This is a genomic window from Nonomuraea marmarensis, from assembly GCF_043197025.1.
Classification (GTDB): Bacteria; Actinomycetota; Actinomycetes; order Streptosporangiales; family Streptosporangiaceae; genus Nonomuraea; species Nonomuraea marmarensis.
This window is the reverse complement of record NZ_JBICRM010000004.1, coordinates 122,727-147,471: the sequence shown is the minus strand read 5'-3', so window position 1 is coordinate 147,471 and position 24,745 is coordinate 122,727. Positions and strand designations below refer to the sequence as shown.

The 24,745-nt window shown below is 70.3% G+C and carries 20 protein-coding genes and 1 pseudogene; 12 read left to right on the top strand and 9 right to left on the bottom strand.

Annotated features, from left to right (window positions below; translation table 11 throughout):
* Positions 1–47: 47 nt before the first annotated feature.
* The gene (locus tag ACFLIM_RS08055; RefSeq protein WP_393163573.1) at positions 48–1,226 is read right to left on the bottom strand and encodes a cysteine desulfurase-like protein; all 1,179 of its coding nucleotides are present in this window, start codon (positions 1,224–1,226) and stop codon (positions 48–50) included.
* 9 nt (positions 1,227–1,235) lie between these two features.
* Here ACFLIM_RS08055 and ACFLIM_RS08050 point away from each other — a divergent pair, with 9 nt between their 5' ends.
* From ACFLIM_RS08050 to add, 5 genes and pseudogenes are all read left to right on the top strand, one after another.
* Positions 1,236–2,282, top strand: a complete 1,047-nt coding sequence (locus ACFLIM_RS08050; protein ID WP_393163571.1) for a winged helix DNA-binding domain-containing protein — start codon at positions 1,236–1,238, stop codon at positions 2,280–2,282.
* A 25-nt stretch (positions 2,283–2,307) separates the two neighbouring features.
* Positions 2,308–3,738, top strand: a complete 1,431-nt coding sequence (locus ACFLIM_RS08045) for a WS/DGAT/MGAT family O-acyltransferase (RefSeq protein WP_393163569.1) — start codon at positions 2,308–2,310, stop codon at positions 3,736–3,738.
* A 254-nt stretch (positions 3,739–3,992) separates the two neighbouring features.
* Positions 3,993–4,988 (top strand): annotated as a pseudogene (locus tag ACFLIM_RS08040) (RNA polymerase sigma factor); the annotation flags it as partial.
* A gap of 100 nt (positions 4,989–5,088) precedes the next feature.
* Entirely contained in the window at positions 5,089–5,856 is a 768-nt protein-coding gene (locus tag ACFLIM_RS08035; RefSeq protein ID WP_393163567.1) for a class I SAM-dependent DNA methyltransferase, read from the top strand.
* Complete coding sequence (gene add, locus ACFLIM_RS08030; protein WP_393163565.1) at positions 5,853–7,088, top strand: adenosine deaminase; 1,236 nt, start codon at positions 5,853–5,855, stop codon at positions 7,086–7,088. Before ACFLIM_RS08035 ends, add begins: the two co-directional genes overlap by 4 nt.
* An 81-nt stretch (positions 7,089–7,169) precedes the next feature.
* Here add and ACFLIM_RS08025 read toward each other — a convergent pair whose 3' ends face one another.
* Positions 7,170–7,646, bottom strand: a complete 477-nt coding sequence (locus tag ACFLIM_RS08025; protein ID WP_393163563.1) for an NUDIX hydrolase — start codon at positions 7,644–7,646, stop codon at positions 7,170–7,172.
* 69 nt (positions 7,647–7,715) lie between these two features.
* Between ACFLIM_RS08025 and ACFLIM_RS08020 the strand changes: the two genes are divergently transcribed.
* On the top strand, positions 7,716–8,138 hold the full coding sequence (locus ACFLIM_RS08020) for a nuclear transport factor 2 family protein (RefSeq protein WP_393163561.1): 423 nt from the start codon (positions 7,716–7,718) through the stop codon (positions 8,136–8,138).
* A gap of 37 nt (positions 8,139–8,175) precedes the next feature.
* Here ACFLIM_RS08020 and ACFLIM_RS08015 read toward each other — a convergent pair whose 3' ends face one another.
* Positions 8,176–10,197, bottom strand: coding sequence for a beta-galactosidase (locus ACFLIM_RS08015; RefSeq protein WP_393163559.1), 2,022 nt, complete (start codon positions 10,195–10,197; stop codon positions 8,176–8,178).
* A gap of 297 nt (positions 10,198–10,494) precedes the next feature.
* On the opposite strand from ACFLIM_RS08015, the gene ACFLIM_RS08010 reads away from it, so the two are divergent.
* Complete coding sequence (locus ACFLIM_RS08010; RefSeq protein WP_393163557.1) at positions 10,495–11,502, top strand: LacI family DNA-binding transcriptional regulator; 1,008 nt, start codon at positions 10,495–10,497, stop codon at positions 11,500–11,502.
* A 187-nt stretch (positions 11,503–11,689) separates the two neighbouring features.
* Here ACFLIM_RS08010 and ACFLIM_RS08005 read toward each other — a convergent pair whose 3' ends face one another.
* Positions 11,690–12,124 (bottom strand): MarR family winged helix-turn-helix transcriptional regulator, encoded by a 435-nt coding sequence (locus ACFLIM_RS08005; RefSeq protein ID WP_393163555.1) that lies wholly within the window; start codon positions 12,122–12,124, stop codon positions 11,690–11,692.
* Between the two features lie 453 nt (positions 12,125–12,577).
* Between ACFLIM_RS08005 and ACFLIM_RS08000 the strand changes: the two genes are divergently transcribed.
* Positions 12,578–13,141: a hypothetical protein gene (locus ACFLIM_RS08000; RefSeq protein ID WP_393164042.1), complete on the top strand. Its 564-nt coding sequence runs from the start codon at positions 12,578–12,580 to the stop codon at positions 13,139–13,141.
* Between the two features lie 102 nt (positions 13,142–13,243).
* Here ACFLIM_RS08000 and ACFLIM_RS07995 read toward each other — a convergent pair whose 3' ends face one another.
* Genes ACFLIM_RS07995 through ACFLIM_RS07975 form a run of 5 tightly spaced genes read right to left on the bottom strand, consistent with a single transcriptional unit; the run spans position 13,244 to position 17,371 of the window.
* The gene (locus ACFLIM_RS07995) at positions 13,244–14,200 is read right to left on the bottom strand and encodes a quinone oxidoreductase family protein (RefSeq protein ID WP_393163553.1); all 957 of its coding nucleotides are present in this window, start codon (positions 14,198–14,200) and stop codon (positions 13,244–13,246) included.
* Positions 14,200–14,559, bottom strand: a complete 360-nt coding sequence (locus ACFLIM_RS07990; RefSeq protein ID WP_393163551.1) for a hypothetical protein — start codon at positions 14,557–14,559, stop codon at positions 14,200–14,202. Before ACFLIM_RS07990 ends, ACFLIM_RS07995 begins: the two co-directional genes overlap by 1 nt.
* Entirely contained in the window at positions 14,556–15,419 is an 864-nt protein-coding gene (locus ACFLIM_RS07985; protein ID WP_393163549.1) for a DODA-type extradiol aromatic ring-opening family dioxygenase, read from the bottom strand. Before ACFLIM_RS07985 ends, ACFLIM_RS07990 begins: the two co-directional genes overlap by 4 nt.
* Positions 15,412–16,212 (bottom strand): citryl-CoA lyase, encoded by an 801-nt coding sequence (locus ACFLIM_RS07980; protein ID WP_393163547.1) that lies wholly within the window; start codon positions 16,210–16,212, stop codon positions 15,412–15,414. Before ACFLIM_RS07980 ends, ACFLIM_RS07985 begins: the two co-directional genes overlap by 8 nt.
* Complete coding sequence (locus ACFLIM_RS07975; RefSeq protein ID WP_393163545.1) at positions 16,205–17,371, bottom strand: CaiB/BaiF CoA transferase family protein; 1,167 nt, start codon at positions 17,369–17,371, stop codon at positions 16,205–16,207. Before ACFLIM_RS07975 ends, ACFLIM_RS07980 begins: the two co-directional genes overlap by 8 nt.
* Before the next feature lie 160 nt (positions 17,372–17,531).
* Between ACFLIM_RS07975 and ACFLIM_RS07970 the strand changes: the two genes are divergently transcribed.
* The 4 genes from ACFLIM_RS07970 to ACFLIM_RS07955 all read left to right on the top strand — a co-directional run bounded on the left by ACFLIM_RS07970 (position 17,532) and on the right by ACFLIM_RS07955 (position 24,683).
* Positions 17,532–18,965: an amidohydrolase family protein gene (locus ACFLIM_RS07970; protein ID WP_393163543.1), complete on the top strand. Its 1,434-nt coding sequence runs from the start codon at positions 17,532–17,534 to the stop codon at positions 18,963–18,965.
* Between the two features lie 49 nt (positions 18,966–19,014).
* On the top strand, positions 19,015–19,815 hold the full coding sequence (locus ACFLIM_RS07965; protein WP_393163540.1) for an IclR family transcriptional regulator domain-containing protein: 801 nt from the start codon (positions 19,015–19,017) through the stop codon (positions 19,813–19,815).
* 276 nt (positions 19,816–20,091) lie between these two features.
* Positions 20,092–22,041 carry a M14 family zinc carboxypeptidase gene (locus tag ACFLIM_RS07960; protein ID WP_393163538.1) on the top strand — a complete coding sequence of 650 codons (1,950 nt, stop codon included), beginning with the start codon at positions 20,092–20,094 and terminating at the stop codon, positions 22,039–22,041.
* 83 nt (positions 22,042–22,124) lie between these two features.
* Positions 22,125–24,683, top strand: coding sequence for a M14 family zinc carboxypeptidase (locus tag ACFLIM_RS07955; protein WP_393163536.1), 2,559 nt, complete (start codon positions 22,125–22,127; stop codon positions 24,681–24,683).
* Positions 24,684–24,745 lie beyond the last annotated feature (62 nt).

The following is a 24,745-nucleotide window of genomic DNA, read 5'->3' as shown; positions in this document are numbered from 1 at the left end:
TTCTCTCATGAACGACTTCGTCCCTGAAAGCACAGGAATGTGCTGTTTCATTCCAGGTGTGCTACCCCGTCGAGCAGGCGGTCCACATCGGAGCGGTCGTTGTAGTGGACCAGGCCCGCGCGCACCGCGCCGCCCGTGTCGCGCAGGCCGAGCGCGCCGGTCAGCTCCCAGGCGTAGTTGTGGCCGTTCCAGACGTTGACGCCGAGTCCCGCCAGGTGCTCGGCGACCTGGCGCGGGGTGTGCCCGGCCACGTTGAAGTAGGCGGTGGCGGTGCGCCTGGCCGGCTTGCCGTACACCGTGACGCGCGGCAACGCCTCCAACCCGGCGATCAGCGCCCCGAACAGCTCCAGCTCGTGCTCCTCCGCCGCGGACATCGAGGCCAGCAGGCGTTCGCGCCGGGTGCCGGTGCCGGGGACGAGGGCCGCCAGGTGGTCCACGGCCGCCGTCACCCCGGCCAGGTCGGCGAACGCCGCCGTCCCCGTCTCGAACCTCTCCGGCACCGTGTCCGCCGAGGGCGCCAGCTTGTCCGGCCTGAGCGTCTCCAGCAGCGCCGGGTCGGCCACCACCGCGCCGATGTGCGGGCCCGACCACTTGTACGCGCTGGTGGCGTAGAAGTCGGCGCCCAGCGCGCGCATGTCCACCGGGCCGTGCGGGGTGGCGTGCACGCCGTCCACGTACGTCAGCGCGCCCGCCCGGTGCGCCAGCTCGGCGATCGCGGCCACGTCGGGGCGGGTGCCGAGGATGTTGCTCGCCGCCGTCACCGCCACCAGCTTGGTGCGCTCGCCGATCAGTTCCGCGTACTGCTCGACCGGCAGCTCACCCGTGACCGGGTCGACCTCGGCCCAGCGCACGGTGGCGCCGGTCTGGGTCCAGGGGCGCACGTTCGCGTCGTGGTCGAGCCTGGACAGCACCACCTCGTCGCCGGGGCCTGCGATCGCCCTGGCCAGGCGGTAGGTGAGCGTGGTCATGTTCGGGCCGAGTATCACGCCGTCCGGGTGGCCGCCGACCAGGTCGGCCACGGCCGCGCGGCAGGCCGCGACGATGGCGTCGGAGCGGTGGCTGGCGGGAAAGGCGCCGCCCACATTGCCGATTCCGTGGCGGTATGCGGCTGAGATGGCGTCGATCACCGGTTGCGGGGTCTGGGTTCCGGCCGCGCCGTCGAGGTAGGCGAAGCCGTCGGACAGGGCGGGGTAGGAGGCGCGTACCGCCTTAATAGGAAAAGGCATGATATGTAGATGCTCACCCTCAGGGACCTCAACCGGGCCACTTTGGCCCGTCAGCACCTTCTCACACGGTATGAAGGTGACCCCGTCGAGGTCGTGCACCGGCTGGTCGGGTTGCAGGCTCAGGAGCCGCGCCCGCCGTACCTCGGAGTGTGGACCAGGCTGGAGGGGTTCCAGCGGGACGACCTGCACGCGGCGCTGCACGCGCGCACGATGGTGCGGGCCACCATGTGGCGGGCCACGCTGCACCTGGTGACGGCGGCGGACTTCGCCGCGTTCCGGCCGGTGGTACGGCCCGTGCTGGCCGCCGCCGCGCGCCGTTTCGAGGGCATCGACTTCGACGCCGTGGTGGCCGCCGCCGACCGGCTGCTGGCCGAGGGGCCTCTGACGTTCAACGAGTTGCGGCCGCGGCTGCTGGAGGAGTTCCCCGGCGCGTACGACCGGGCGCTCGGGTACGCCGTGCGCATGCTCACCCCGCTGGTCATGGTGCCAAGCGAGGACCGGTGGAGCTTCCCGCGCGAGTCGTCGTTCGCGTTGCCCGGCATCGACCTGAATCCCGCTGACGTGGAGACGCTGATAAAGCGGTATCTGGCCGCGTTCGGCCCGGCCACCCCCGCAGACGTGCAGACCTGGTCCGGGCTGGGTGGCATCAGGGCCGTCATGCAGGGCATGGACTTGGAGAGGCTTACCGGTCCTGCGGCAAATGAGCTGTTCGACCTGCCGGACGCGCCCAGGCCGGGCGGGGACGTGCCCGCGCCCGTACGGTTCCTGCCCGACTTCGACACCTTGATCCTCGGGCACGCCGACCGCACGCGCGTGCTCGCCGAGGAGTACAAGGCGCGGGTCGCCACCAAGAACCTGCGGGTGAAGGCGGTTTACCTGGTCGACGGGTTCGCGGCCGGGACCTGGCAGATCAAGCGCACGGGGAAGCGGGCCAGGCTGCTCGTCAGCCCGTTCACCTCGACATCTCTGGACCTGCTCGAGGAGGAGGGGACGCGGTTGCTGGAGTTCGCGGAGCCCGATGCGGCCCCCTCGCTTGAAGTGGTGGACGGAGTCTGATTGGTTCGGGGCGGAGGTGTGACAGATGCCCCAGTTGACCGCGCTGGACGCGCAGTTCCTCCATTTCGAGACCGCCACGAACATCGCCAACATCGCCGGCCTGGCTATCCTCGACGGTGACCTCAACCGCGCCGACCTGCAGGCCCTGCTCGAACGCCGGCTCCCGTACGTGCCCGCGCTGCGGCGCAAGCTGGCCCCGGTGCCGTTCGGTCTCGATCACCCGTACTGGATGCAGGAGGACGACCTCGACCTCGACTACCACGTACGCGAGATCGGCCTGCCGCCGCCCGGCGACGACCGGCAGCTCGCCGAGCAGGTCTCGCGGCTGCACGCCCGCCGGCTGGACCGGGGCCGGCCGCTGTGGGAGATCTACCTGATCCACGGGCTGTCCGGCGGCCGCATGGGTCTCTACACCAAGATCCATCACGCGGCCGTGGACGGGATCGGGGGCGCCGACGTACTGGCCGCGCTGCTCGACACCAGCCCTTCGCCCGCGCCGCCGCCCGCGGCCGAACCTGAGCGGGACGAGCCGCCTCCCGGGCGCGCGGAGATGCTGGCGCGCGGGCTGGCCAGGCTCGCGGGCAATCCCGCCCACGCCGTACGGTTCGCGGCCAGGGCCATCCCGCACCTGGACGAGATCCCCATCGTGTCCTCGATCCCGGGCAGCCACCTGGTCTCCGGGCTCGCCCGCCGGCTCGCCGGGGCCGGGCAGGCGCCCGAGCTGCCCGGCCTGCCCGCGCCGAAGACGCCGTTCAGCGGGCCCGTGTCGGAGCACCGGCGGTTCGCGTTCGTGTCGCTGCCGCCGGAGGAGATCAAGCAGGTGCGCAAGGCGTTCGGGGTGACCGTGAACGACGTGGTCATGGCCGTGTGCGCGGGCGCGCTGCGCAGGTGGCTGGCCGCGCACGGCGGCGTCCCGCGCCAGCCGCTGGTGGCCGGAGTGCCGTTCTCGCTGCGGGCCGCCGGGGTGGAGGGGCCCGGCAACCAGGTGGCGATCATGACGGCGCCGCTGGCCGTGCACATCGACGACCCCGTCACCCGGCTGCACCAGGTGCGGCACGCGATGCAGCGGATCAAGGACAGGTTCTCGCTGGCGCCCGCGCGGTGGTTGCGCGAGTTCAGCGAGTCGATGCCGGCCGCGCTCATGGGGCTGGCCTCGCGCTCGGCGTTCGGGCTGGTCGGGCAGACCGCGCCGCCGATCAACGTGGCCATCTCGAACGTGCCGGGCCCGCAGTTCCCCCTGTACGTGTGCGGCGCGCGGCTGCTGACCCACTACCCGGTGTCGGTGATCACGGACGTGAGCGGCGGGGTGAACATCACCGCCTTCTCCTACGACGGTTCGCTCGACATCGGCGTCGTCACCGACAGGGAGATGGTGCCGGACGCCTGGGAGCTGACCGTGCACCTGCGTGACGCCCTCGACGAGCTGCGCAACGCGGAAGCTTCCTTGCCGCATTAGCCAACACGGAACTGTCGGTGACATGTGGGACCTTAAAAACGGCGTGCTGACGGTCGAGCCCCTCCACCCGCTGCCCGACGACGTGATGGGGGGCTGGCGGCGGAGGGGGCGCGCCTGATGGCCTTCGCGGGTGTCTAGGAGGGGGTGTTGATCGTCCGGCCGAACCACGCACCGGGAACAGTTGGGTAGCTTGGACAGAGGTGGCCTGCCCGGCCGCATGCCTCTTCCGTTCCCTCGAACCCAACGGCCGCAGTCCATCCAACGCTAGCGAGGAGAGTGTTTTGTCCCAAGCAGCAGAGGTTCTCGAGCTGGACGACAGCGTCGCCGACGGTGGCACGGCCGTCGGCGCCGACTCGGTCAAGACATACCTGAAAGAGATCGGGCGCGTGCCGCTGCTCACCGCCGAGCAGGAGATCGAGCTCGCCAAGCGGATCGAGGCCGGCCTGTTCGCCAGTGAGCGGCTCGACACCGAGCCCGGCCTGCCCGCCGAGCTGCGCGCTGACCTGGAGTGGATCGTCGACGACGGCCTGCGTGCCAAGCGCCGCATGCTGGAGGCCAACCTGCGGCTGGTCGTCTCCATCGCCAAGCGTTATACCGGTCGCGGCATGTTGTTCCTGGACCTGATCCAGGAGGGCAACCTGGGCCTGATCAGGACGATCGAGAAGTTCGACTACCGGCTCGGCTACAAGTTCTCCACCTACGCCACCTGGTGGATCAAGCAGGCCATCACGAGGGCCATGGCGGACCAGGCCCGTACGATCCGGATCCCCGTACACATGGTGGAGCTGATCAACAAGGTGGCGCGCGTGCAGCGCCGCCTGCAGAGCGAGCTCGGCCGCGAGCCCACGCCGGAGGAGATCGCCACGGAGAGCGAGCTCGAGGTGGACCGCGTCATCGAGGTCCAGGGCTACGGCCGCGAGCCGATCTCCCTGCACACGCCGCTGGGCGAGGAGGGCGACAGCGAGTTCGGCGACCTCATCGAGGACACCGAGGCCGTCTCCCCGGCCGACGCGGTCTCGTTCACCCTGCTCCAGCAGCAGTTGCACAGCCTGCTCGACCAGCTCTCCGAGCGCGAGGCAGGCGTGATCAGCATGCGCTACGGCCTGGCCGACGGCAAGCCGATGACCCTCGACGAGATCGGCCGCATCTACGGCGTCACCCGCGAGCGGATCAGGCAGATCGAGGCCAAGACGATGTCCAAGCTCCGCCACCCGTCCCGATCCCTGGCCCTGCGTGACTATCTGAGCTGACTTCGGTGGGACGGCCGGACAGAAAGGCTGCGCAAACGGGAACCCAAGACTGTCGCCACAGCCCATTGGACCGGGCGGAGAGTGACCTAGATTCCGAAGCGTGAAACGCTCCCGTTCGAGCCTCGTCCACCAAGCGAGCTACGCGTTCAAGAACCCGGACAAGATCGTGCCCCACCTGCGGCGGCTGGCGCGTGACACGTGGTTCAGCCTGCGTACCCGCGACCATGTCGCCTACTACCGCGCCGTCATGAAGTCCGACACCGCGCGTGATCCCGAGGGCGCGGTCGGCTCGCACACCCACAGGCGCTGGCTGGCGCTGGGCCGCATGCAGTTCGACTACCTGATCGAGCACGGGCTGAAGCCGGACTACCGGATGCTGGAGATCGGCTGCGGCAACCTGCGGGCCGGCCATCTGTTCATCGACTACCTGCACGCCGGCAACTACTACGGCATCGACATCTCGCCCGACATCCTCATGGCCGCCCAGGACACGATCGTCAAGCATCGGCTGGGGGACAAGCTGCCGTACCTGACCCCCGTACGAGACCTGCGGTTCGCGTTCCTGCCCGACCAGCACTTCGACGTCGTACACGCGCACAGCGTCTTCTCGCACTCGCCGCCGGAGGTCATCGACGAGTGCTTCGCCCATGTCGGGCGGATCATGAAGCGCGGCGGGTGGTTCGACTTCACCTTCGACCGGACCGAGGGCAAGGAGCACCAGGTCCTGCGGGAGGACTTCTACTACCGCACCGAGACCCTGGTCGCGCTGGCCGCCAGGCACGGGCTGCACGCGGTGTTCATGGAGGACTGGGAACGGTTGCCGCACAAGCAGTCGAAGATCCGGGTCACCAAACCGTCCCTCATTTGACCGCCTCGCTCCAGAACTCCTCCAGCTTCGCCGCCCCCGCCGCCGGATCCTGCAGCAACCACCAGTGGCCCAGCCCCGGCAGGTCGGCCACCCTCGCGCCCGCCCTGGCCGCCGTCGCGGGCCCCAGGTCCGCCGGCAGGAACGACGACCAGGCCGCCGCCCCAGTCGTGGCCGGCGAGGTCGATCCGGTCGCCGGCCATGGATTCCAGCTCGGCGGCCAGCCACGCTACGCCCCGCGAATATCGGGCGGCGTACCGGCAGGGGCTTGTTTTAAGGTGTGGGACGTGAGAGACGTCCGGCTGCTGCCCAAGGCCCACCTGCACGTTCACCTGGAGAGCACCGTACGGCCGGAGACCGTGCGCGAGCTGGGCGGCCCGCCGGAGCCCGACGGGGCGTTCGCGAACTTCAGGGAGTTCGCCGACCAGCGGGCGCGGGTTCGCGAGCTGCTGCGCACGGCCGGCCACTTCCGGCGGATCGCGGTGGAGTTCTGCGAGGACGAGGCCGCCCAGGGCACCCGCTACGTCGAGGTGACCTTCACCGCCGCCTCCCACGGCGAGCGGGTGGGCGCGCCGGAGATGCCGCTGGAGGCGGTGCTCGACGGGCTGGCCGAAGGCGCGACCAGATACGGGATCGCGTCCCGGGTGCTGCTCGACCACTCCAGGCGGCGGCCGGTGGAGCGGTTGTGGCGCACGTTCAAGCTGGCCACCCGCTACGACGGCGTGATCGGCATGGGGCTGGCCGGCGACGAGAGCTACCCGCTGGCGCCGTTCGCGGAGGTGTTCGACGCGGCCAGGGACGCGGGGCTGCACCTGGTGCACCATGCGGGGGAGGCGGCCGGGGCCGCCAGCATCCGCGAGGCGCTCGACCTGGGGCACACCGAACGCCTCGGCCACGGCATCCGCGTCCTCGACGACGACGCCCTGGTGGCGGAGGTCCGCTCGCGCGGCATCCCCCTGGAGGTCTGCCCCACCTCCAACGTCCTGCTCGGGCTGGTCCCCTCGCTGGCCGCCCACCCGCTGCCGCGGTTGCGGGCGGCGGGGCTGGCGGTCACGATCAACACGGACGGGGAGACGGCGCTGGCAGCCGAGTACGTACGGCTGCGCGAGGTCTTCGGGTACGGGGACGCGGAGCTGGCCGAGCTGGCCCGGGCCTCGATCGACGCGTCGTTCGCCCCCGAACCGCTCAAGGCGGAACTCCGGGCCGGGGTGGACGCCTGGCTCGCGGTACCGTGACGGGGCATGGCCCGATGCGCGGTCATGACGCCTGGCGCTGTTTCTCTTGCTCTGCGTCTTCCTCGCCTTCGTTTCCGGGGCCTAGGAGCGGGCGATCCGGCCGTTCTGCGGGCGTACGCGGTGGAGTTCGAGGCCCACGTCCACCACGTCGGCCCGCTGGAGTTCGGCGACCCGGTCGAGCTCCATCCACGCGGCCAGGTCGGTGCTGCCGCCGATCTCGGGCCGCAGCGTGCCGCCGATGATCCGGCCCTCGTAGACGATCCGCAGCCCGTGGAAGTCCGCCTCGCGCCCGGGGCCGCGCGGGTGGCGGCGGCGTACGGTGTCCATCCCCAGCAGCGTCTCCACCGCGACCGTGTAGCCGGTCTCCTCCTCGACCTCGCGGATCGCGGCGTCCACGGGGTCCTCCGCGTGCTCGATGCCGCCTCCGGGCAGCGTCCAGTGCTTGTCCCCGCCGGGCCCGACCCAGCGCGCGAGAAGGATCTTCCCGTCCTCGACACAGATGGCGTAGGCGGCAACGCGCAGTTCTTTGGTGATCATCACGTCGGTCAGGTCTACCATCCGCCGTACGGTGACCACGACCGATTTTCGCCAGACACCGCCCCCGGCGCGTGCCTAGGATGCCCGGACATGACCTCCGAGCAGAGTCGTGCCCTGGTGAAGCAGGCGTGGCGGGCGTTCGCGACCCACGATGAGGACCTGATCGCGCCGTTCTTCACCGAGGACGCCGAATGGCTGGCGCCGCCGCGCAACGCGACCGCCGTCGCCCTCGGCGGGAGCCATCACATGGTGGGCAGGGACACGATCGTGCGCTTCCTCTCCGTGGACTTCTCCCGGATGTTCGTCGCCGACGTGTCTGTCGGCTTCCGCGGTTTCTACGCCGACGGCGACGTGGTCGTGGTGGAGGAGACCATGGACGCCACGCTGGCCGGCGGCAACCCGTACCGCAATGACTACTGTCTCGTGTTCGAGCTGCAGGACGGGCTGATCCACCGGGTGCGTGAATACACGGACACGGCCAGAGCCAACCGCCTGGTGTTCGGGGAGTCATGATGGCGGGGCGGTCTCGTGACCGCCCCGCCCGGGGCTTTCACCGGCGCGTGCGCTGGATCACCGCCGCGCCCAGCGGCGCCAGCTCGATCACCCCGGACACCGCCCGCCCCGTGAGCAGGTCCGTCCCGTCCCCGTCGACGGGGACGGACGCGCTCTGCTCGCCGCTGTGGTTGAGCAGGAACACGTACTCGTGCTCGGACGACTCCCGCACCGCGCACTCCACATGAGCGGGTACGTCGCCGAAGCGGGAACGCACCCCCGCCGCCTCCACCGCGTCCAGCACCACGGCGTCGAACGCGGCCTGCTCCAGCAGCGTCGCGACGTAGACGACCCGGCCGGAGCCGTACCGGTTCTCGACCACGGCGGCCCGGCCCGCCAGCAGCCCGCCGGCGTAGGTGGCCAGGGCGGTCCCGGTCTCCAGGTGGAGGTCGTCGCGCCACCAGGTCGACGTCGCGCGCCGCCCGTCGGCGAACTCCACGGCGAACACCTCATGCGGCCGCGCCGGCCAGTATTCGTCGATCTTGGCGCCGATGAGCTCGCGGAACGCCCCGGGATACCCGTCGGGCCGTACCCGGTTGCACTCGTCCACCACGCCCGAGAAGAAGGACATGATCACGGTCCCGCCGTCGCGGGCGAACGCGCGGATCCGCTCGGCGCCCTCGTCGTCGATCAGGTACGCGTTCGGCACCACCAGCACCTTGTACGCCGCCAAATCGGCCCCCGACGGCACCACGTCCACCGGATAGTGCCGCTCCCACAAGGGCGTGTAGTGCCGCATGACCGTGTCCGGATAGCTGAAGTCGGCACGCGGCAACCCGTGCGTCTCCTCCAGCCCCCACCAGCCGTCCCAGTCGAACAGGATCGCGATCTCCGACTGTGACCGGGTCCCGGCCACGGGCGCCAGGAGCTTCAGCTCCCGCCCCAGGTCGACGACCTCGCGGAAGGTACGCGAGTCCGGCCCCGAGTGCGGCAACATCGCCGAGTGGAACCGCTCGTGCCCGCCCCGGCTGGCCCGCCACTGGAAGAACATCACCGAGTCGGCCGCCCGCGACACCGCCTGCAACGAGCCGAGCCGCATCCGCCCCGGCTCCTTGACGACGTTGAGCCGCCACTGGCTGACCGCGCCGGCCGCCTGCTCCATGAGCATCCACGGCTGCCCGCCCTTGAGGGAGCGGAACAGGTCGAACTGGAACGCCGCCGACACATGCGAGTCGGCGTCGGCGGGGTTGGGGTAGATGTCGAGCGCGACCGCGTCCTCCTCGGGCGCCCACTTCCAGTAGTCGGCGTTCCGGTAGAAGCGCATGAAGTTGGTCATGATCGGGATGTCGTCGCGGAAAGAGCGCACGATGTCCCGCTCGGCCACATAGCACTCCAGCAGGGCGTCCGAGGTGAAGCGCTTGAAGTCGAGCTTGCGGGCCGGATTCATCCAGGTACGGGGGATGTTCGGGACCTCGATCTGGTCCCAGTCGGTGTAGATCTGGCCCCAGAAGCGGGTGGTCCACGCCTCGTTGAGCGTTTCCAGGTCGCCGTATTTACCCCGCAACCAGCGCCGGAAATTGACCGAACTCGCCTCGTTGTACGCCGTCGGCCCGTACTCGTTGCTGATATGCCACATCGCCAGCGCGGGATGGAAGGAATAACGCTCCGCGAGCTTCGTCGTGATGTTCGCCGCGTATTCGCGGTAGATCGGCGACGAAGGGTCGTAGTGCAGCCGGTTGCCGAAACCGAACGGCTGCCCGTCGGCCATGATGGGAAACACCTCGGGATGCAAATGCGTGAGCCAGACGGGCGGCGCGGCCGTGGGGGTGGCCAGGTTGACGCTGATGCCGTTCTCGTGCAGGAGGTCCATGGCCTCGTCCAGCCAGCCGAACTCATATTTGCCCGGCTCGGGCTCCAGCGAGGCCCACGCGAAAACGCCGAGCGAGACGGCGTTGACGCCGGCCTCGCGCATGAGCCGGACGTCCTCCCGCCACACGGCCGGATCCCATTGCTCGGGGTTGTAGTCGCCGCCGAAGGCGAAACCCCCGACGCGGTTCCTGAACGCGGCCATTCGCGTCATTTCCCAACCTCCAATGATGATGCCGTCTCCCGCTCGACCGTCACGGCGGCCGTACGATGCGTCGTCACCGTTGATAGTGCTAACAGCGACCGGCCAGAAAGTTGCTGGTGGACTTTCCGAAAAGTTACCGTGACATTGCCGATGCGTTACGCTAGGCTCGGCCCGGTAGTCCTGTCAACAGTCCTCATTGATTGGCCACATCCCAGGTCAGCGAGCAGCTCTGTTTCGCGCGATTTTCCGAAAGTCATCACTCGCCGGTGCCGGCCGGACGGCGGCACCACGGCAACGGGAGGTCCTGTGCCTCGAGCCACGCTGGCCGACGTCGCGGCGGCCGCCGGAGTGTCGGTGCCGACGGTCTCCAAGGTCCTGAGCGGGAAGAAGCACGTCTCCGCCGCCACCAGGGACAAGGTTCTCGAGGCGGTCCGCGTCTTCGGCTACCAGGCCCCGCGCCCGCCGAGCACCCCCAGAGTCGGCCTGGTCGACCTGCTGATCGACGGGCTCGGCTCCCCGTGGGCGCAGGTGCTCATCAGGGGCGCGGAGCGGGCGGCGGCGCGGTGGGGGTTCTCGCTGGTCGTGACCTCCTCCGCGCGGGCCGACTTCGACCTGCGGCGCTGGATCGGGATGGTGCGCAAGCGCAGCACCGACGGCATCGTGCTGGTGCTCTCACGGGCCAACCAGCAGGAGATCGCGGCCATCGAGGAGCTGCTGCACGTCCCCCTCGTGCTCCTCGACCCCGTCGGGCAGCGCGACCCGCGCATCTCCACGGTCGGCGCCACCAACTGGCTGGGCGGGGTCATGGCCACGACTCACCTGCTGGAGCTGGGGCACACGCGGATCGGGTTCATCGGCGGGCAACTCGACACGCAGTGCACGCTCGACCGTTACGAGGGATACCTGGCCGCGCACCGCACGTTCGGCATCGACCCCGACCCCGGGCTCACCCATTACGGGGACTTTCTCGTCGCCGGCGGCAAGGCTTTCGGCGGCGGGTTGCTGGACCGCGACGACCCGCCGACCGCGATCTTCTCAGGCAACGATCTCCAGGCCGCGGGCGTCTACCAGGCGGCCACGGAGCGCGGCATGCGGGTGCCGGAAGACCTGTCCGTGGTCGGGTTCGACGACTCGCCGCTGTGCGAGATGCTCTCACCGCCGCTCACGACCGTACGCCAGCCGCTCGACGACATGGCGAACGAGGCGGTCAGGCTCGTCTCCGAGGAGCTGACCCACCCGAGAGGCCCTGCGGGCACGCGGATAGAGCTCGCCACGACGCTCATCGTCAGAGACAGCACCGCCCGGCCCGCCTGACTTTTCCCGGAATTCCGCCCCGAAAAAGCCGCAAAAGACGGGCGAAAGGCCGGGCAATTCCCTTGGGGGAGCTCGGGACCCGAGCGGATCAGCCAGGTGCGGGAGTCCCAGCCGCGGGGGAGCGGCTCGACGGAGTCCACGGGCAGGCCCCAGAGGGCCGGCGCGGAGACGGGACGGTCGGTCCCGCTCATTCTCCAGTGGTGATCTGCTCGACGACCGCCGTCAGCCGCCTCTGGTCTTCCGCGGGCAGCTGATCGACCAGGCGGTTGAGCCGTTCGGTCACGACGCCGTGGGTCCGCATGGCCAGCCGCTCGCCCTCGGCGGTCAGCTCGACCCACGTGGCCCGCCGGTCCTTGGGGTCCCGCGTGCGGACGATGAGCCCGCGCTGCTCGGCACGATCTACCAGGCCGCTGAGGTTGGACTTCTCCAGGTGCAGCAGCTTGCTCAGGTCGGCCATCCGGGTCCGGCCTCGTACGATCACCGCGCAGATGAGCTCGGTCTGCTGCGCGGTGAGGTCGTGACCCCGCCCCACGTCGTTGAACAGGTGCAGCACATGGTGCGACAAGCCGACCAGTGCCATGGCCAGCCTCGTGGCCTCTGGTATCTCGGTCTGCGTCATCATGCCTCCGGCCATCAGGCTAGCCGAGTTTCCAGAAGGAGCCGGCGGCGGACGCCATCGTCCTGCCGCTCGGTCCGAAGGGCGGGGTCTCGTACGCTGACCGGGGGCGACGCCGCCCGATTGGGCACTTCGGTGCTGGCCTGGATCATCATCCCCCTGGCCATGGGGGTGGTGCGCGTGAGCCGCCGGGAGGTGGGCTGACGCTTTACCGGCAGGGTAGATCTTTGCCGGATTCGTGGTGATTCGTTTGTCTTTGTCCGGGTTTAAGGGTTAACGTAGGTGCTGTTACCGGCGAGTGAACCGCGCCTCACATATGGAAGGCCAATCGTCGGTGTCGAATCCCGATTTTTCCGGATTCCCCAGCACTCACGTGGCGTCCGTATGGCGTTTTGCCCGGCCATGACCGTAAAGCGAGTGCTAAGTCCCTCGTCCCCTCACAAAGGACCCTCCTTGACCATGACTGCCCGCCTGCGTTCCCTTACCATGCTCGCGGTCTCGGCTATCAGTGCCCTGGCCATCGGCTCCACGGCGGTTCACGCCGCCTCCGGAGCCGCGACGCCGGTCATGCTCAAGGGTACGACGACCGCGTCCTACTTCTGGGATGACGCCTCCGGCCGCGCCGGCGACACCGGTCTGCCCGCCGCGGGCAAGCCCATGCAGAAGGGCCTGGCCGCCAGCCCGAGCTGGCCGCTCATGACCGAGGGCTACGTCGTCTACCAGGGCAAGAAGCTGCCGTTCTTCGTGGGCGACCGCGGTCCCGGCGACCCCTCCAGCGAGGGCGTCATGCTGGACCTGGACGCCAAGACCTTCGCCGAGCTGACCGGCGGCACGTTCGACCCCCAGACGCTGAGCGTTCACGGGGCCGCCGGCGCGGGTCACATCAAGGTGGAGTACGTCGTCACGAAGTGGGGCGACGGCGTCGGCAAGAAGAACTACCCGGTCGCCTTCTCCACCGGCGCCTGGGCCGAGAAGGACGCCGCCCGGTTCCAGCCGGTGTCGGTGAAGAACCCGGCGAGCTGAGTCCAGCCGCTCCGAAAAGGGCGCTCCCGCATCGCGGAGCGCCCTTTTCGGGTGCCTGTCCGCTAGTCCGGCCAAGGCGGTGGTAGCCGGACGTGCCGCAGGTCAATCGACGCTGAGCACGATCCGGCCCCCGGCCGCGCCCGAGGCCTGCCGTTGCCATGCCCGGCCCGCGTCCGCCAAGGGGACGATCTCGTGGGCCACCGCGAGCCGCCCCAGCGCCGCCTGTTCCGCGACCAGGGTCATGGCCGCGGCGCGCTGCTCCCGGCTCAGCTCGTTGTTGGTGTACCCGAGCACCCGCAACGACCGGCTGCGCAGCGTGGCGGAGTCGAGCGGGCACGTCTCGCCGGCCGAGCTGCCGAGGTTGACGAGCCGCCCGCCCTGGCGCAACGTACGCGACGCCGCGGCCGCGGGAGCCCCGAAGAGGGGGTCGAGCACCAGGTCCACCGGCCCGTCGCAGGCGGCGGTGAAGCGGGCGGCGAGTTCCGTCACGTCGTCGGTGTCCAGGGTGACGACCGCGTCCGCCCCCGCCTGCTTCGCCCGTTCGCGGCCCTCGGGTGAACGGGCGCCGGCGACCACCCGGCGTGCCCCCGCGAGCCGGGAGAGTTGTACGGCGGCCTGCCCCACGACCCCGCCCCCGCCGAGCACCAGCACCTGTTCCCCGGCCGCGAGCTCGCCGCGCCAGGTCAGCGCCATGTGGGCGGCGACAGCCGACAGGCCGAGCGCGGCCACGGTGAACGGGTCCGCACCGGCGGGCAGCGCGACGAGGTCCTCATTGCGGACGCAGGCGAGCGCGGCCATGCTGCCGTCGCCCGCAGCCATCCCGGCCGAGGTCGGGAACCACACCAACGTGTCGCCCACGGTTCCGACACCCTGCACGCCCGGCACGTAGGGGAGGGCGGGCACCCCGAAATAGGACGTACCAGTCGCGCAGAGCAGGTCCAGCGGCGTGATGGGGGCGGCACGGACCCGGACCAGAGTCTCGCCGGGCCCGGGCTCGGGCGCGGGCCGGTCGGCCGGCACGGGTGGCCGGCCGCAGGCCGAGATCTGGGCCGCGCGCATCACGTGGCGATGTCCGGGTACGGCAGCCGCCAATGCGACAGCCGCTGCGCGTACTCGGTCTGGAAGCCCAGCGGGGGATAGTCGCATTCGAACATCGCGATGAACAGGGTGAGCGTGAGGAACGGGTGCGCCCCCAGCTCGAACAACTTCGGGTAGTCGTGCGCGGCCAGCGCCTCGCGTTCGACGTCGTCGAAGCGCAGCCAGGTGGACGACTCGCCGGTGTGGCAGCCGAGGATGCGGTTGGCGTACTCGGACTCCCACATCTCCACCGTGGCCCGCGGCGACTCCCGGTAGCGCTCGACCAGCTCCGGGTCGCGGTCGACGGTGAACAGGAACTTGTTCAGCAGGTACTTGCTCATGCCGAGGCTCCGTTCGGATACCAGGTGAAGTACGCCTCCATGGTGTGGAACAGATCGAAGGTGTCCACGTAGTCGGCCTTCTGCCCCTCGCCGGCCACGCCCATCATCAGCATGAAGTCCATGAACCCGTGGGTGGCGTTGCCCGGCTCCCACAGGCTGTCCAAGGTGACCTCCGACAGGCAGCCCTCGATGTCCCCCGAGGAGATCCACTCGACGGCCTTGCGGTCGAACTCCGGGTCGGGCCCGTGCGGCCCGAACTGGCGCGGCCCGCCGAGCTCCAGCGACAGGTGCCCGGTGCCGATGACCGCGACCCGCTGGTCTGAGGGCCAGGACTCGACGAGCTGCCGGATGGTACGCCCGAGCTGCACGAACCGTCCGGGCCGCGGCAGCGGAGGGGCGAAGATGTTGGTGTAGACGGGCACGATCGGCAGGTCGTTCTGCGGGCGCAGGGTGATGATCGGGCAGGTGATCGAGTGGTCGATCCGCAGCTCGTTGGAGAACGCCAGGTCGAACCCGGCGTCCAGCCCCTCGCGCAGGATGTGATCGGACAGGTCCTCCTGGCCCTTGCACACCATCCGCGGCAGGCCGAACTCGCGTTCCTCGTTGTAGAAGTTGGCGTCGTAGAAGGGCGCCTTGCCGATCAGGAACTGCGGCATGTTGTCCAGCCAGAGCTGGTGGAAGTGGTCGGACCCGACCATGACCAGCACGTCGGGATCGGCCCTGGTCAGCGTCTCCCTGAACGCCTCGACCTTGCGTACCCACTCGTCCGCGAACGGCGGGCGGTCCTCGCCGGTCGAGGTGCTGGCACGGTAGTAGAAGGGATGGTGGGTGGATGCGATGACCGCGACGACCTCAGCCATGCGAACCTCCGTTGGGCTCGGGCGGGATGGACCGGTTGTTCAGGTCCACCGACAGGAAGATCTCGTTGGCCACGGGACGGCGCAGCTCCTCGGCGAGCTGCCCGATCAGCCCCGCGGTCCTGGCCAGCAGCGCGAATCCGCGCAGCAGCTCCAGCGGCAGCCCCAGGTCGGCCAGCGCCGCGCCGCACGTTCCCGCGCCGTTGAGCGGCAACGTCCGGCCCAGGACCGCCGGGTGCACGCGGCCGATGGCGGCGAACAACGACAGGTGCGGCCCGAACAGCCCCTCCTCGCGGGCGATCGCGAACAACCGCGGGGTACGGGGATCGCCGTCCTTGTGCACGTGATGGCCGAGACCGGGAATGCGTTTGCCCGACTCCCGCCACCCGCGCACGGTCTCCAGGGCGAGCGCGTCCCAACCGGCGTCGTCGGCCGGGAGCGCCTCGCGCGTGGCGAGCACGTCGTGCAGGAACCGGCCGCAGTCCTCGGTCACGCCCAGGAAGCGGGACCCGCCGCCGAGCAGCCCCGCCGCCAGCGCGCCCTGGACGGAGTCGGGCGCCGACAGGTACGTCAGCCGCGTCACGATCGCCGTGGGCGTGAACCCGTGGTCGGCCAGCGCGGCCAGCACCGCCTCGAACACCCGCACCTGCCCGGGCGTGGGACGGCGCTGCGTGGCCAGCCAGAAGGCCAGCTCGCCGAAGCCCACCTGGCCCATCACGTCCTCGGCCAGGTCCTGCCCGAGCAGCGTGATCGACTTCAGCGAGGACGCGCCGAGCGCGGTCGGGTAGTCAGGCATGCTCGCCCTCCCGGGTCAGCCACTTGCGCAGCTCCGTGCCGTGCTCGTCCAGCTCGGGCGGCGGCAGCAGGTAACCCGCGGGCGTCCGCGAGAACCGGATCGGATGCCGGGTCGTCGGCACGGCCCGCTCACCCTCGCCCACCTCGACGACGGGTTCGAGCCCCAGCCGCTCGGCCACCGCGAACCCGCCGTCGATCGTGTTGATCGGCCCGCTCGGCACCCCGGCGTCCACCAGCAGCTCGAACCACTCATCGGCGGGCCGGGTGACGAGCCGCTCGACGAGGATCGGCCGCAACTCCTCCCGGTTCGCGGTCCGCGAAGCGTTACGGGCGAACCGCGGATCGTCCGCCACCTCCGGAATGCCGAGCACCTCGCACAGTTTCCGGAACTGCCCGTCGTTGGCGGCGGCGACGATCAGCTCGTGATCAGCCGTCGGCAGCGGCTCGTACGGGAACACGCTCGGATGCGCGTTCCCCATCCGGTACGGCACCACACCCCCCGCCACGAACGCCGAACTCTGGTTGACCAGCCCCGTCAGCGCCGACGACAACAGGTTCACCTCGACGTGCTGCCCCACCCCGGTGGCCTCCCGGTGACGCAACGCGGCCAGGATCCCGATGACGGCATGGTTGCCCGCCATCACGTCGAAAACCGAGATCCCGGCCCGGTACGGCGGCCCGTCCGGCTCCCCGGTGAGGCTCATCAGCCCCGACATGGCCTGCACCATCAGGTCATACCCCGGTATCCGCGCACCGGCCCCGGACCCGAACCCGCTGATGGAGGCGTACACGACGCCCGGATTCGAAGCCCGTACGGAGGCGTAGTCGAGCCCGTACTTGCCCAGCCCGCCCGGCCGGAAGTTCTCCACCAGCACATCCGCGCGCCGGGCCAGCTCCCTGGCCACCTCCGCGTCGGCCTCGTCCCGCAGGTCGAGCGCGATCGACCGTTTGCCCCGGTTGACCCCGAGATAGTACGTGGACACCTCGCCCCGCGCGGGCGGCGTCCACGACCGGGTGTCGTCCCCCTTGGGCCCTTCGACCTTGACCACGTCGGCGCCCAGGTCCGCCAGCAACATCGTGGCGTACGGCCCGGCCAGGATCCTGGAGAAGTCGGCCACCAGCACGCCGGACAGCGGCCCTCCCGGCACGGCGTCAGTCATCGAATTCCATCCTCACGTCCGTTCAACGGACAAACGTCCGTTACAGCCAGATTTCAGCACCACCAAGTCCCGACGTCAACCGGGTTGACAGGATCATGAACCGTGTTCACAGTAACGATGACCGTATAGCGGACAATTGTTCGCAACCGAGGAGCGTGTCATGAACGAGTTCGCGGCCGGACGGCCCCTGGTGCTGCGTGGCGGCACCGTATTGCCCATGGACGGGAGGCGGGTGCTCCCTCGCACGGATGTCCTCGTCACCGGGGACAGGATCGCCGCCGTCGGCCCCGATCTGGAGGCGCCGGGGGACGCCGCCGAGATCGACGCGTCCGGCGGCATCGTCCTGCCCGGCATGATCGACACCCACCGGCACATGTGGCAGACCGCGATGCGCGGCTACGGCGCCGACTGGACTCTCACCCAGTACTTCGTCTGGTACTACCTGGAGCACGGCAAGCTGTTCCGGCCCGAGGACGTGCACGCGGGCAACACCCTGGCCGCGATCGAGGCGCTCGACGCCGGCGTCACGACCGTCGTCGACTGGTCGCACGGCCTGCAGACGGTGGACCACGCCGACGCCGCCGCCGACGCGCTCCAGGCCGTGCCGGGCCGGTACGTGCTCGCGTACGGCAACATCCAGCAGCCGCCCGCCGAGTGGACGGCCGCGCCCGAGTTCCGCGACTTCGTGCGCAGGCGGATCACCGGCGACGACATGCTCGGCTTCCAGATCGCCTTCGACGTGCTCGGCGACCCGGCCTTCCCGGAGAAGCCCGCGTTCGAGGTCGCCAGGGAGCTCGGCGCCGCCGTCACCACGCACGCCGGTGTGTGGGGCGCCACCAGCGACGACGGCATCCGGCTCATGTACGACCACGGCTTCATGACCCCCGGCACGATCTACGTGCACGCCGCCTCGTTGTCGGCCGACTCCTACCACCGCATCGCGGCCACCGGCGGCTCCATCTCGGTCTCGACGGAGAGCGAGCAGAGCGCCGGCCAGGGCTACCCGCCCACCTGGGCCATCCGCGCGCACGGCATCCCGGTGTCGATGTCCATGGACACCAGCGTCTGGTGGAGCGGCGACCTGTTCTCCGCGATGCGCGCCACCCTCGGCGCCGACCGGTCGCGCGAGCACCTGGAGGCGCACGCCAAGGGCGACACCGTCACGCACGCCGGCCTGCGCGCCGCCCAGGTCGTCGAGTGGGCCACCCGCGGCGGCGCCCGCGCCCTCGGCCGCGACGACCTGGGCACGATCGAGCCGGGCAAGAAGGCCGACCTCGTGCTCATCAAGAACGACCTGTCGCCCGTGTCGTTCCCGCTGCTCAACCCGTTCGGCCACGTCGCGTTCCAGGCGCAGCGCGGCGACGTGCACACCGTCCTGGTCGACGGCCGCGTGGTCAAGCACGAGCACCGCCTGCTCGGCGTCGATCTGGCCGCCGCCCGCCGCCAGGTCGAGCGCACGGTCGAGCACCTGCGCTCGGAGATGGGCGAGGAGGCCTGGGAGCGGGGCATGAACCCGGACATCCCGGCGACGAAGATCCTCGACAACCCGTACACGTACACCGACTACCGCAGCTCGTCGACGCACCGACTCTGAACGGACGAGTGACCGTCTAAAGTCGGATCAATACGAGTAGGGGGCGTACATGGCACGTGGTGACACCGGACCTGACTTCATCGAGGCGCTGGCTCGCGGCCTCGACGTCATCAGGGCCTTCCAGCCGGGGCGCCCGGTCATGTCGCTGACCGAGGTGGCGACCGCCGCCGGCCTGGCCAGGCCGACGGCCCGCCGCATCCTGATCACGCTCCAGGAGCTGGGCTACGCCAGGGTGGAGCAGGGAGGTTTCGCCCTCACGCCCAGGATTCTGGAGCTGGGCGTCTCCTACGTCCGCTCCATGGGGTTGTGGGAGGTCGCCCGGCCGCACCTGGAGCGGCTCGTTACGCAGACGCACGAGTCGTCGTCGATCGCCCAGCTCGACGGCTCCGACATCGTCTACGTCGCCAGGGTGTCGGTGCCGAAGATCGTGGCGCTGTCGGTGCAGATCGGCACCCGCTTCCCCGCGCTGCAGACCTCCCTGGGCAAGGTGCTGCTGGCCGCGCTCTCCCCGGCCGAGGTGGAGCGGGTGCTGGCCGAGCCGAGCCGCTCGGGCATCGAGCCCAGGTGGTGCCCCGACGCCAAGGAGCGCGAGGCGGTGCTGCGGGCGGTGCGGGCCAAGGGCTGGGCGATGACGGACCAGCAGCTCGCCCTCGGGATCCGGTCGGTGGCGGCGCCGCTCAGGGACGGCCTGGGCAACGTCATCGCGGCCGTGAACGTCAACGCCCACGCCGCCGAGACCTCCGTGGAGAAGCTGACCGAGGAGCACCTCCCGCTGCTGCTGAAGACGGCGAGCGCGATCAGCGCCGACTGGGCGATGTACGAGGCGGTCCCGCACGTCACCGCGTCGTAGCCCACTCATATCCCACGCTGCCGGACGCGACGCACTACGTCCACCTCGACCGTCCCGAACGCGGCCGGGACCGGTTCCTGCGCGAGATCACCGCATTCCTGTCTGCCGGATAAGTCCCAGATAAGTCTGGGTCTTGCCCCGTTGGGGCTTCTCGGCTTTGAATGATCCCCAGACAGGTGATCCAGGAGGGTCCATATGCGTGGTTTACGGGCGTCCGCAGTTGCCCTGATGATCGTTCTTACGACGTTCGTAGCCTCGGAACCATCGGTTCCAGCAGTGGCCGGGCCGGCTGATCCCGAGCCGGCCTCGCTGGTCACGTTATCCGTGCCCGACCTGGCCGCGATGGACCGGCTGGTGGCCTCGGGCGCCGACCTGACCGAGCGGGTACGGCCCCAGGCGGACGGCACCATCCAGGTCGACGCGGTCGTCACGCCGAGCCAGCTCGCCGCGTTACAGCCGCTCGGCGCCCGCCTGGCGCCCGAAACCCCGGCTCCGGCCCGGTCGAAGGCCACCGCGGCGAAGGATCAGCTCGTCGTCGAGCGGGCGGTCTGGTTCAAGTCCCGCGAGGGGTACTTCCTGTCGGTCGAGGCGTCCAGCAGCGCCGGGCAGGCGGCCACGCTCAGCGTGACGTGGAAGGGCAAGCACGGCTCGACGGGCCAGGCGGCGATGGTCGCGTACGTGGACGCGGGCGCGTACCTGGGCCACCAGCTCAGCACCCCCGTGCCGGCGGACAAGGAGCCGCAGTGGGTCACCGTCACCTCGGCGGGCGGCGGCAAGGCCGAGGCGCGCGTCAAGGAGTGGCCCGACGGCGAGCGGCCGGATCAAACGGGATCCGGCTACCAGAAGGACTTCATCACCCAGTACATGCCGCCGGCGCAGCTCAACGAGCGGATCAAGGACCTGCACAAGCGCTTCCCGAAGCTCACGGACCTGATCACGCTGCCCAACAAGACCAACGGCTACCGCCGCCACGCCCAGGCCCTGATCGGCACGCCGCCGGCCGCCGCCGTCGTGATCACCTCGACCGCCTACGGCTCGGAAGGCGGCAACGACCTGGCCGTCGAACTCGTCAACCCGGGCGCGCCCGGCAGACCGCTCCAGGTGACGGTGAACGGCAAGCTCATCACCGTCAGCCTGGCCACCGACGGCTCCGGCGCCGCCACCAGCACCGCCGCGCAGGTGGTCGCCGCGATCAACGCCACGGCGGGCACCGGCGTCAAGGCCACCACCTACCGGACCGACGCCGGCGCCGGCGTCCTGGCGCCCGCGCCGCTCACCCAGCTCAGCGACTTCCTCAACGCCCCGGCCGACGTGTCCCGCGCGCCCGCGCAGGTGCTGGCCCTGCGCGTCGGCGTGCACCGCGACGGCTCGCGCACCGGCGTGCTGGCCTACTCCCAGGAGCACGCCCGCGAGTGGGTGACGCCGCTGGTCACCATCGAGGCCGCCGAGCGGCTGCTGCGCAACTACCAGCGCGACAAGGCCACCCGCAAGCTGCTGGAGCGCACCGACATCTTCATCGTGCCGACCGTCAACCCCGACGGCGCGAACTACAGCTTCTACGACTTCAACAGCCAGCGTAAGAACATGACCAACCACTGCCCCGCGCAGCAGTCCGACCCGGCGCTGCGTAACCAGTGGGGCGTGGACGTCAACCGCAACTACGCCGTCGGCTCGTTGTCCGACGGGTACTTCGGCGCCTCGGCCAACTGCCAGAGCGGCACGTTCGCCGGCCCGGCCGAGCACTCCGAGCCCGAGAGCCGGAACGTGATCTGGCTGGCGCAGACGTACCGCAACATCAGGTTCGCCATGAACGTGCACAGCTACGGCGGCTACTTCATGTGGCCCCCCGGCGCGTACAAGCAGGACGGCCGCGTCGTGCTGCCCAGGCCCACGACCCAGGAAGAGGCGTACTTCCTGCGCTCGGCCCGCACGATCGAGGAGGCCATCGCGGCCGAGCGCGGCACCGTCACCTGGCCGCAGCAGACCGGTCCGGTGACCGATGTGCTGTATTCGGCGGCGGGCAACTCCGCGGACGAGCTCTGGTACGACTTCGGCATCTACGGCTGGGACTTCGAGGTCGGCAGCGACCTGTGGAACCCCACCACGAAGCAGTGGGAGGGCGTGGGCTTCCAGCCGCCGTTCAGCGAGGGGCACCAGGAGGCGATGGAGTTCGCCGCCGGCCTGATCTCGCTGGTCGGGGTGGCCGCCGACTACCGCGAACCCTGACCGACCGGGTCGGCCGCCATCCGCCCGGGTGGCGGCCGGCCATCGCGAACCCTGACTTCGCACCACCACCGCCGGAGGACTCCTTGCGTTTACCCACTGCCCTGCTGAGCTTGGCCGTCTCGGCCGCACTCCTCGTCATCCCGCAGCACGCGGTCGCCGACCCCGTGCCGGCGCCCGCACCGCCCGTACGGGACTTCGGCAACGGCCCGGAGCGGAACGAGGTGGCGGCCGGCGTGCCCGAGCAGGCCGAGACGCTCCGCGCCGCCACCGGCGAGCAGCAGGTCTACGGGCGGTCCCGCGACCGCGGCTACCCCAGGCAGACCAAGCTCCCGATCCCCGCCGAGAACCCGGCCGACCCCTCCATCAGACGCGGCCTGGTGCCGTACCACGGCATCGCCCCCAAGCTGAACGAGCTGCAGAAACGCAGCAACCGGATCAGCGCCGAGATCATCGGCCGCTCGGCCCAGGGCCGCGACCTCTACCTCGTCACCGTCACCGCGCCGGAGAGCGCCGCCGAGGTGCGCGAGCAGGAGAAGATCCGCGACCGCATCGAGAACGACGCGGCCGACGCCGCCCGCGACAAGAAGCTGGCCAAGAGGTACAAGGCGCCGCTCTACGTCAACGACAACATCCACGGCAACGAGTGGGAGGGCACCGACGCCGCCCTGCGCGTCATCGAGGAGCTCGCCACCAGCGAGGACCCCAAGATCGCGGACCTGCTGGCGCGTACCCGGCTGTACTTCAACATCACCGCCAACCCCGACGGCCGCGTCAACGGCGTGCGCCAGAACGGCGCCGGCTTCGACCTCAACCGCGACTTCATCACCGGCTCCCAGCCCGAGGTGCGGGCGATGCGCCAGTTGATGATCGACGCCCAGCCGGTCGCCATGATCGACCTGCACGGCTACGTGAACGGTACGCTCATCGAGCCCACCACGCCGCCGCACGGCGCCAACTACGAGTACGACCTGTTCATCCAGAACACCTACGCCAACGGCCTGGGCATGGAGGCCGCGGTCAACGGCCTGGGCTACACGTTCGAGAAGGACGGCGTGCGCCCGGCACAGATCCCGTTCCGCGACGACGCGGAGGGCTGGGACGACTGGCCGCCGATCTTCACCCCGCAGTACGCGCCCTTCCACGGCGCGGTCGCCGCGCACACCGTGGAGATCCCGCTGCGGGTCAACGACAACAACGAACAGGTGACCGACGAGGAGCTGCGCCGCCGCTCCGGGATCAACACCGACGTGGCCGCCGCCGCCATCCGGTCCACGTACGGCTTCGTGCAGGCCAAGCATGACAAGCTGATCGCGGACCAGATCGAGGTGTTCCGCAGGGGAGCGGCGGGCGAGCCGTCCAAGCCGGTGCCGCTCGGCATCGTGCCCGGCTTCGGCCCCGAGGACGTCTACAACACCACCTACCCCCGGGCGTACGTCATCACCGGCGAGCGTTCCGCCACGGCGGCCGCGCGCCTGGTCGATCACCTGATCGCCAACGACGTGCGGGTCGAGCGGGCCAAGCACTCCTTCCGGGCAGGCGGCAAGACGTATCCGGCCGGGTCCTACGTCGTGGACATGCACCAGCCGAAGCGCGGCCTGGCCAACGTGATGCTGGAGGCGGGGGCCGACATCTCGCCGCGGGTGGACGCCATGTACGACATCTCCGGCTGGAGCCACGGCCTGCTCTGGGGCGCCACGGTGGACGGCGTCACCTCCTCCGTGCGCGTGCAGTCGGAGCCGGTCAAGGCCGCCGCGCCGACCGGCTCGGTGCCGCACACCTCAGGGCCGCTCGCGCTCAAGGTGACCGACGCCAAGGACGTCCAGGCGCTGAACGACCTGCTCGGCCAGGGTGTCACGGTGACCTGGGCGAACGGGACGGCGATCGTGCCCGCCTCCGCACGGCAGGCGGCCAGGACGGTGTCCGACCGCTACGGCGTGGCCTTCACTGCGGCGGGTTCGTCGTCCGGCGTGCCGCTGGCACAGGTGCGGGTCGCCGCCGCGGTGTCCGCCGACGAGTTGTTCACGCTGCGCGAACTGGGCTTCGCCGTCACCCCCGTCTCCACGGCGGTGCTCAACGCGGGCTTCGACTGGAGCGCGACCGACGTGCTGTTCGTCTCCAGCGGCCTGAGCTACACGGCGCTCAATCCCACGGCCAAGACGGCGCTCGACACGTTCCTGGCCACCGGCGGCGTGATCACCAGGGGCAGCACGGGCTCGACGTTCAACACGGCCGCCGGGCTGCTCACCGCGACCGGCGTCGCCGGGCGCAGCGACGCCAACGGCGTGGTGCGCGTGGTCTCCTCGAACGGCCCCGTCGGGACCGGCTCGCCCGACCACTCGTTCGTGTACTCGCCGCGCTGGTTCACCGGCCTCGGGGCCGAGGTCACGGTCGAGCAGTCGTACGCGGCCGACGGGCCGCTCGTCTCCGGCCACTGGCGGCCCAACGAGAACGGCACCGGCGGCCAGGACGCGGCCAGGGGCCAGGCGGCCGTGGTCAGCGGCAGGGACGAGCGGGGCGCGGCCGTGGTGCTGTTCGGCACCGAGCCGATGTTCCGCAACCACCCCAAGGGGTTGTTCCCGCAGGTGGCCAGGGCGTTGTACTGGTCGGCCTCCGTCACCGGCGCGACCGTCACGACCCCCTGACCCTGCTAGAGTTTCATCATCATTCAAGCCTCCCGGCTCCGGCCGGGAGGCTTTTTTCGTGC

What these genes read in the sequence shown, in the direction of transcription:
- ACFLIM_RS08055 (WP_393163573.1), bottom strand. Translation starts at nt 1,226, where the DNA reads ATGCCTTTTCCTATTAAGGCGGTACGCGCCTCCTACCCCGCCCTGTCC.
- ACFLIM_RS08000 (WP_393164042.1), top strand. Translation starts at nt 12,578, where the DNA reads ATGACTGCCCGCCTGCGTTCCCTTACCATGCTCGCGGTCTCGGCTATC.
- ACFLIM_RS08025 (WP_393163563.1), bottom strand. Translation starts at nt 7,646, where the DNA reads ATGGTAGACCTGACCGACGTGATGATCACCAAAGAACTGCGCGTTGCC.
- ACFLIM_RS08020 (WP_393163561.1), top strand. Translation starts at nt 7,716, where the DNA reads ATGACCTCCGAGCAGAGTCGTGCCCTGGTGAAGCAGGCGTGGCGGGCG.
- ACFLIM_RS07995 (WP_393163553.1), bottom strand. Translation starts at nt 14,200, where the DNA reads ATGCGCGCGGCCCAGATCTCGGCCTGCGGCCGGCCACCCGTGCCGGCC.
- ACFLIM_RS08045 (WP_393163569.1), top strand. Translation starts at nt 2,308, where the DNA reads ATGCCCCAGTTGACCGCGCTGGACGCGCAGTTCCTCCATTTCGAGACC.
- ACFLIM_RS07965 (WP_393163540.1), top strand. Translation starts at nt 19,015, where the DNA reads ATGGCACGTGGTGACACCGGACCTGACTTCATCGAGGCGCTGGCTCGC.
- ACFLIM_RS08050 (WP_393163571.1), top strand. Translation starts at nt 1,236, where the DNA reads ATGCTCACCCTCAGGGACCTCAACCGGGCCACTTTGGCCCGTCAGCAC.
- ACFLIM_RS07975 (WP_393163545.1), bottom strand. Translation starts at nt 17,371, where the DNA reads ATGACTGACGCCGTGCCGGGAGGGCCGCTGTCCGGCGTGCTGGTGGCC.
- ACFLIM_RS08005 (WP_393163555.1), bottom strand. Translation starts at nt 12,124, where the DNA reads ATGATGACGCAGACCGAGATACCAGAGGCCACGAGGCTGGCCATGGCA.
- ACFLIM_RS07990 (WP_393163551.1), bottom strand. Translation starts at nt 14,559, where the DNA reads ATGAGCAAGTACCTGCTGAACAAGTTCCTGTTCACCGTCGACCGCGAC.
- ACFLIM_RS08015 (WP_393163559.1), bottom strand. Translation starts at nt 10,197, where the DNA reads ATGACGCGAATGGCCGCGTTCAGGAACCGCGTCGGGGGTTTCGCCTTC.
- ACFLIM_RS07970 (WP_393163543.1), top strand. Translation starts at nt 17,532, where the DNA reads ATGAACGAGTTCGCGGCCGGACGGCCCCTGGTGCTGCGTGGCGGCACC.
- ACFLIM_RS07980 (WP_393163547.1), bottom strand. Translation starts at nt 16,212, where the DNA reads ATGCCTGACTACCCGACCGCGCTCGGCGCGTCCTCGCTGAAGTCGATC.
- ACFLIM_RS07985 (WP_393163549.1), bottom strand. Translation starts at nt 15,419, where the DNA reads ATGGCTGAGGTCGTCGCGGTCATCGCATCCACCCACCATCCCTTCTAC.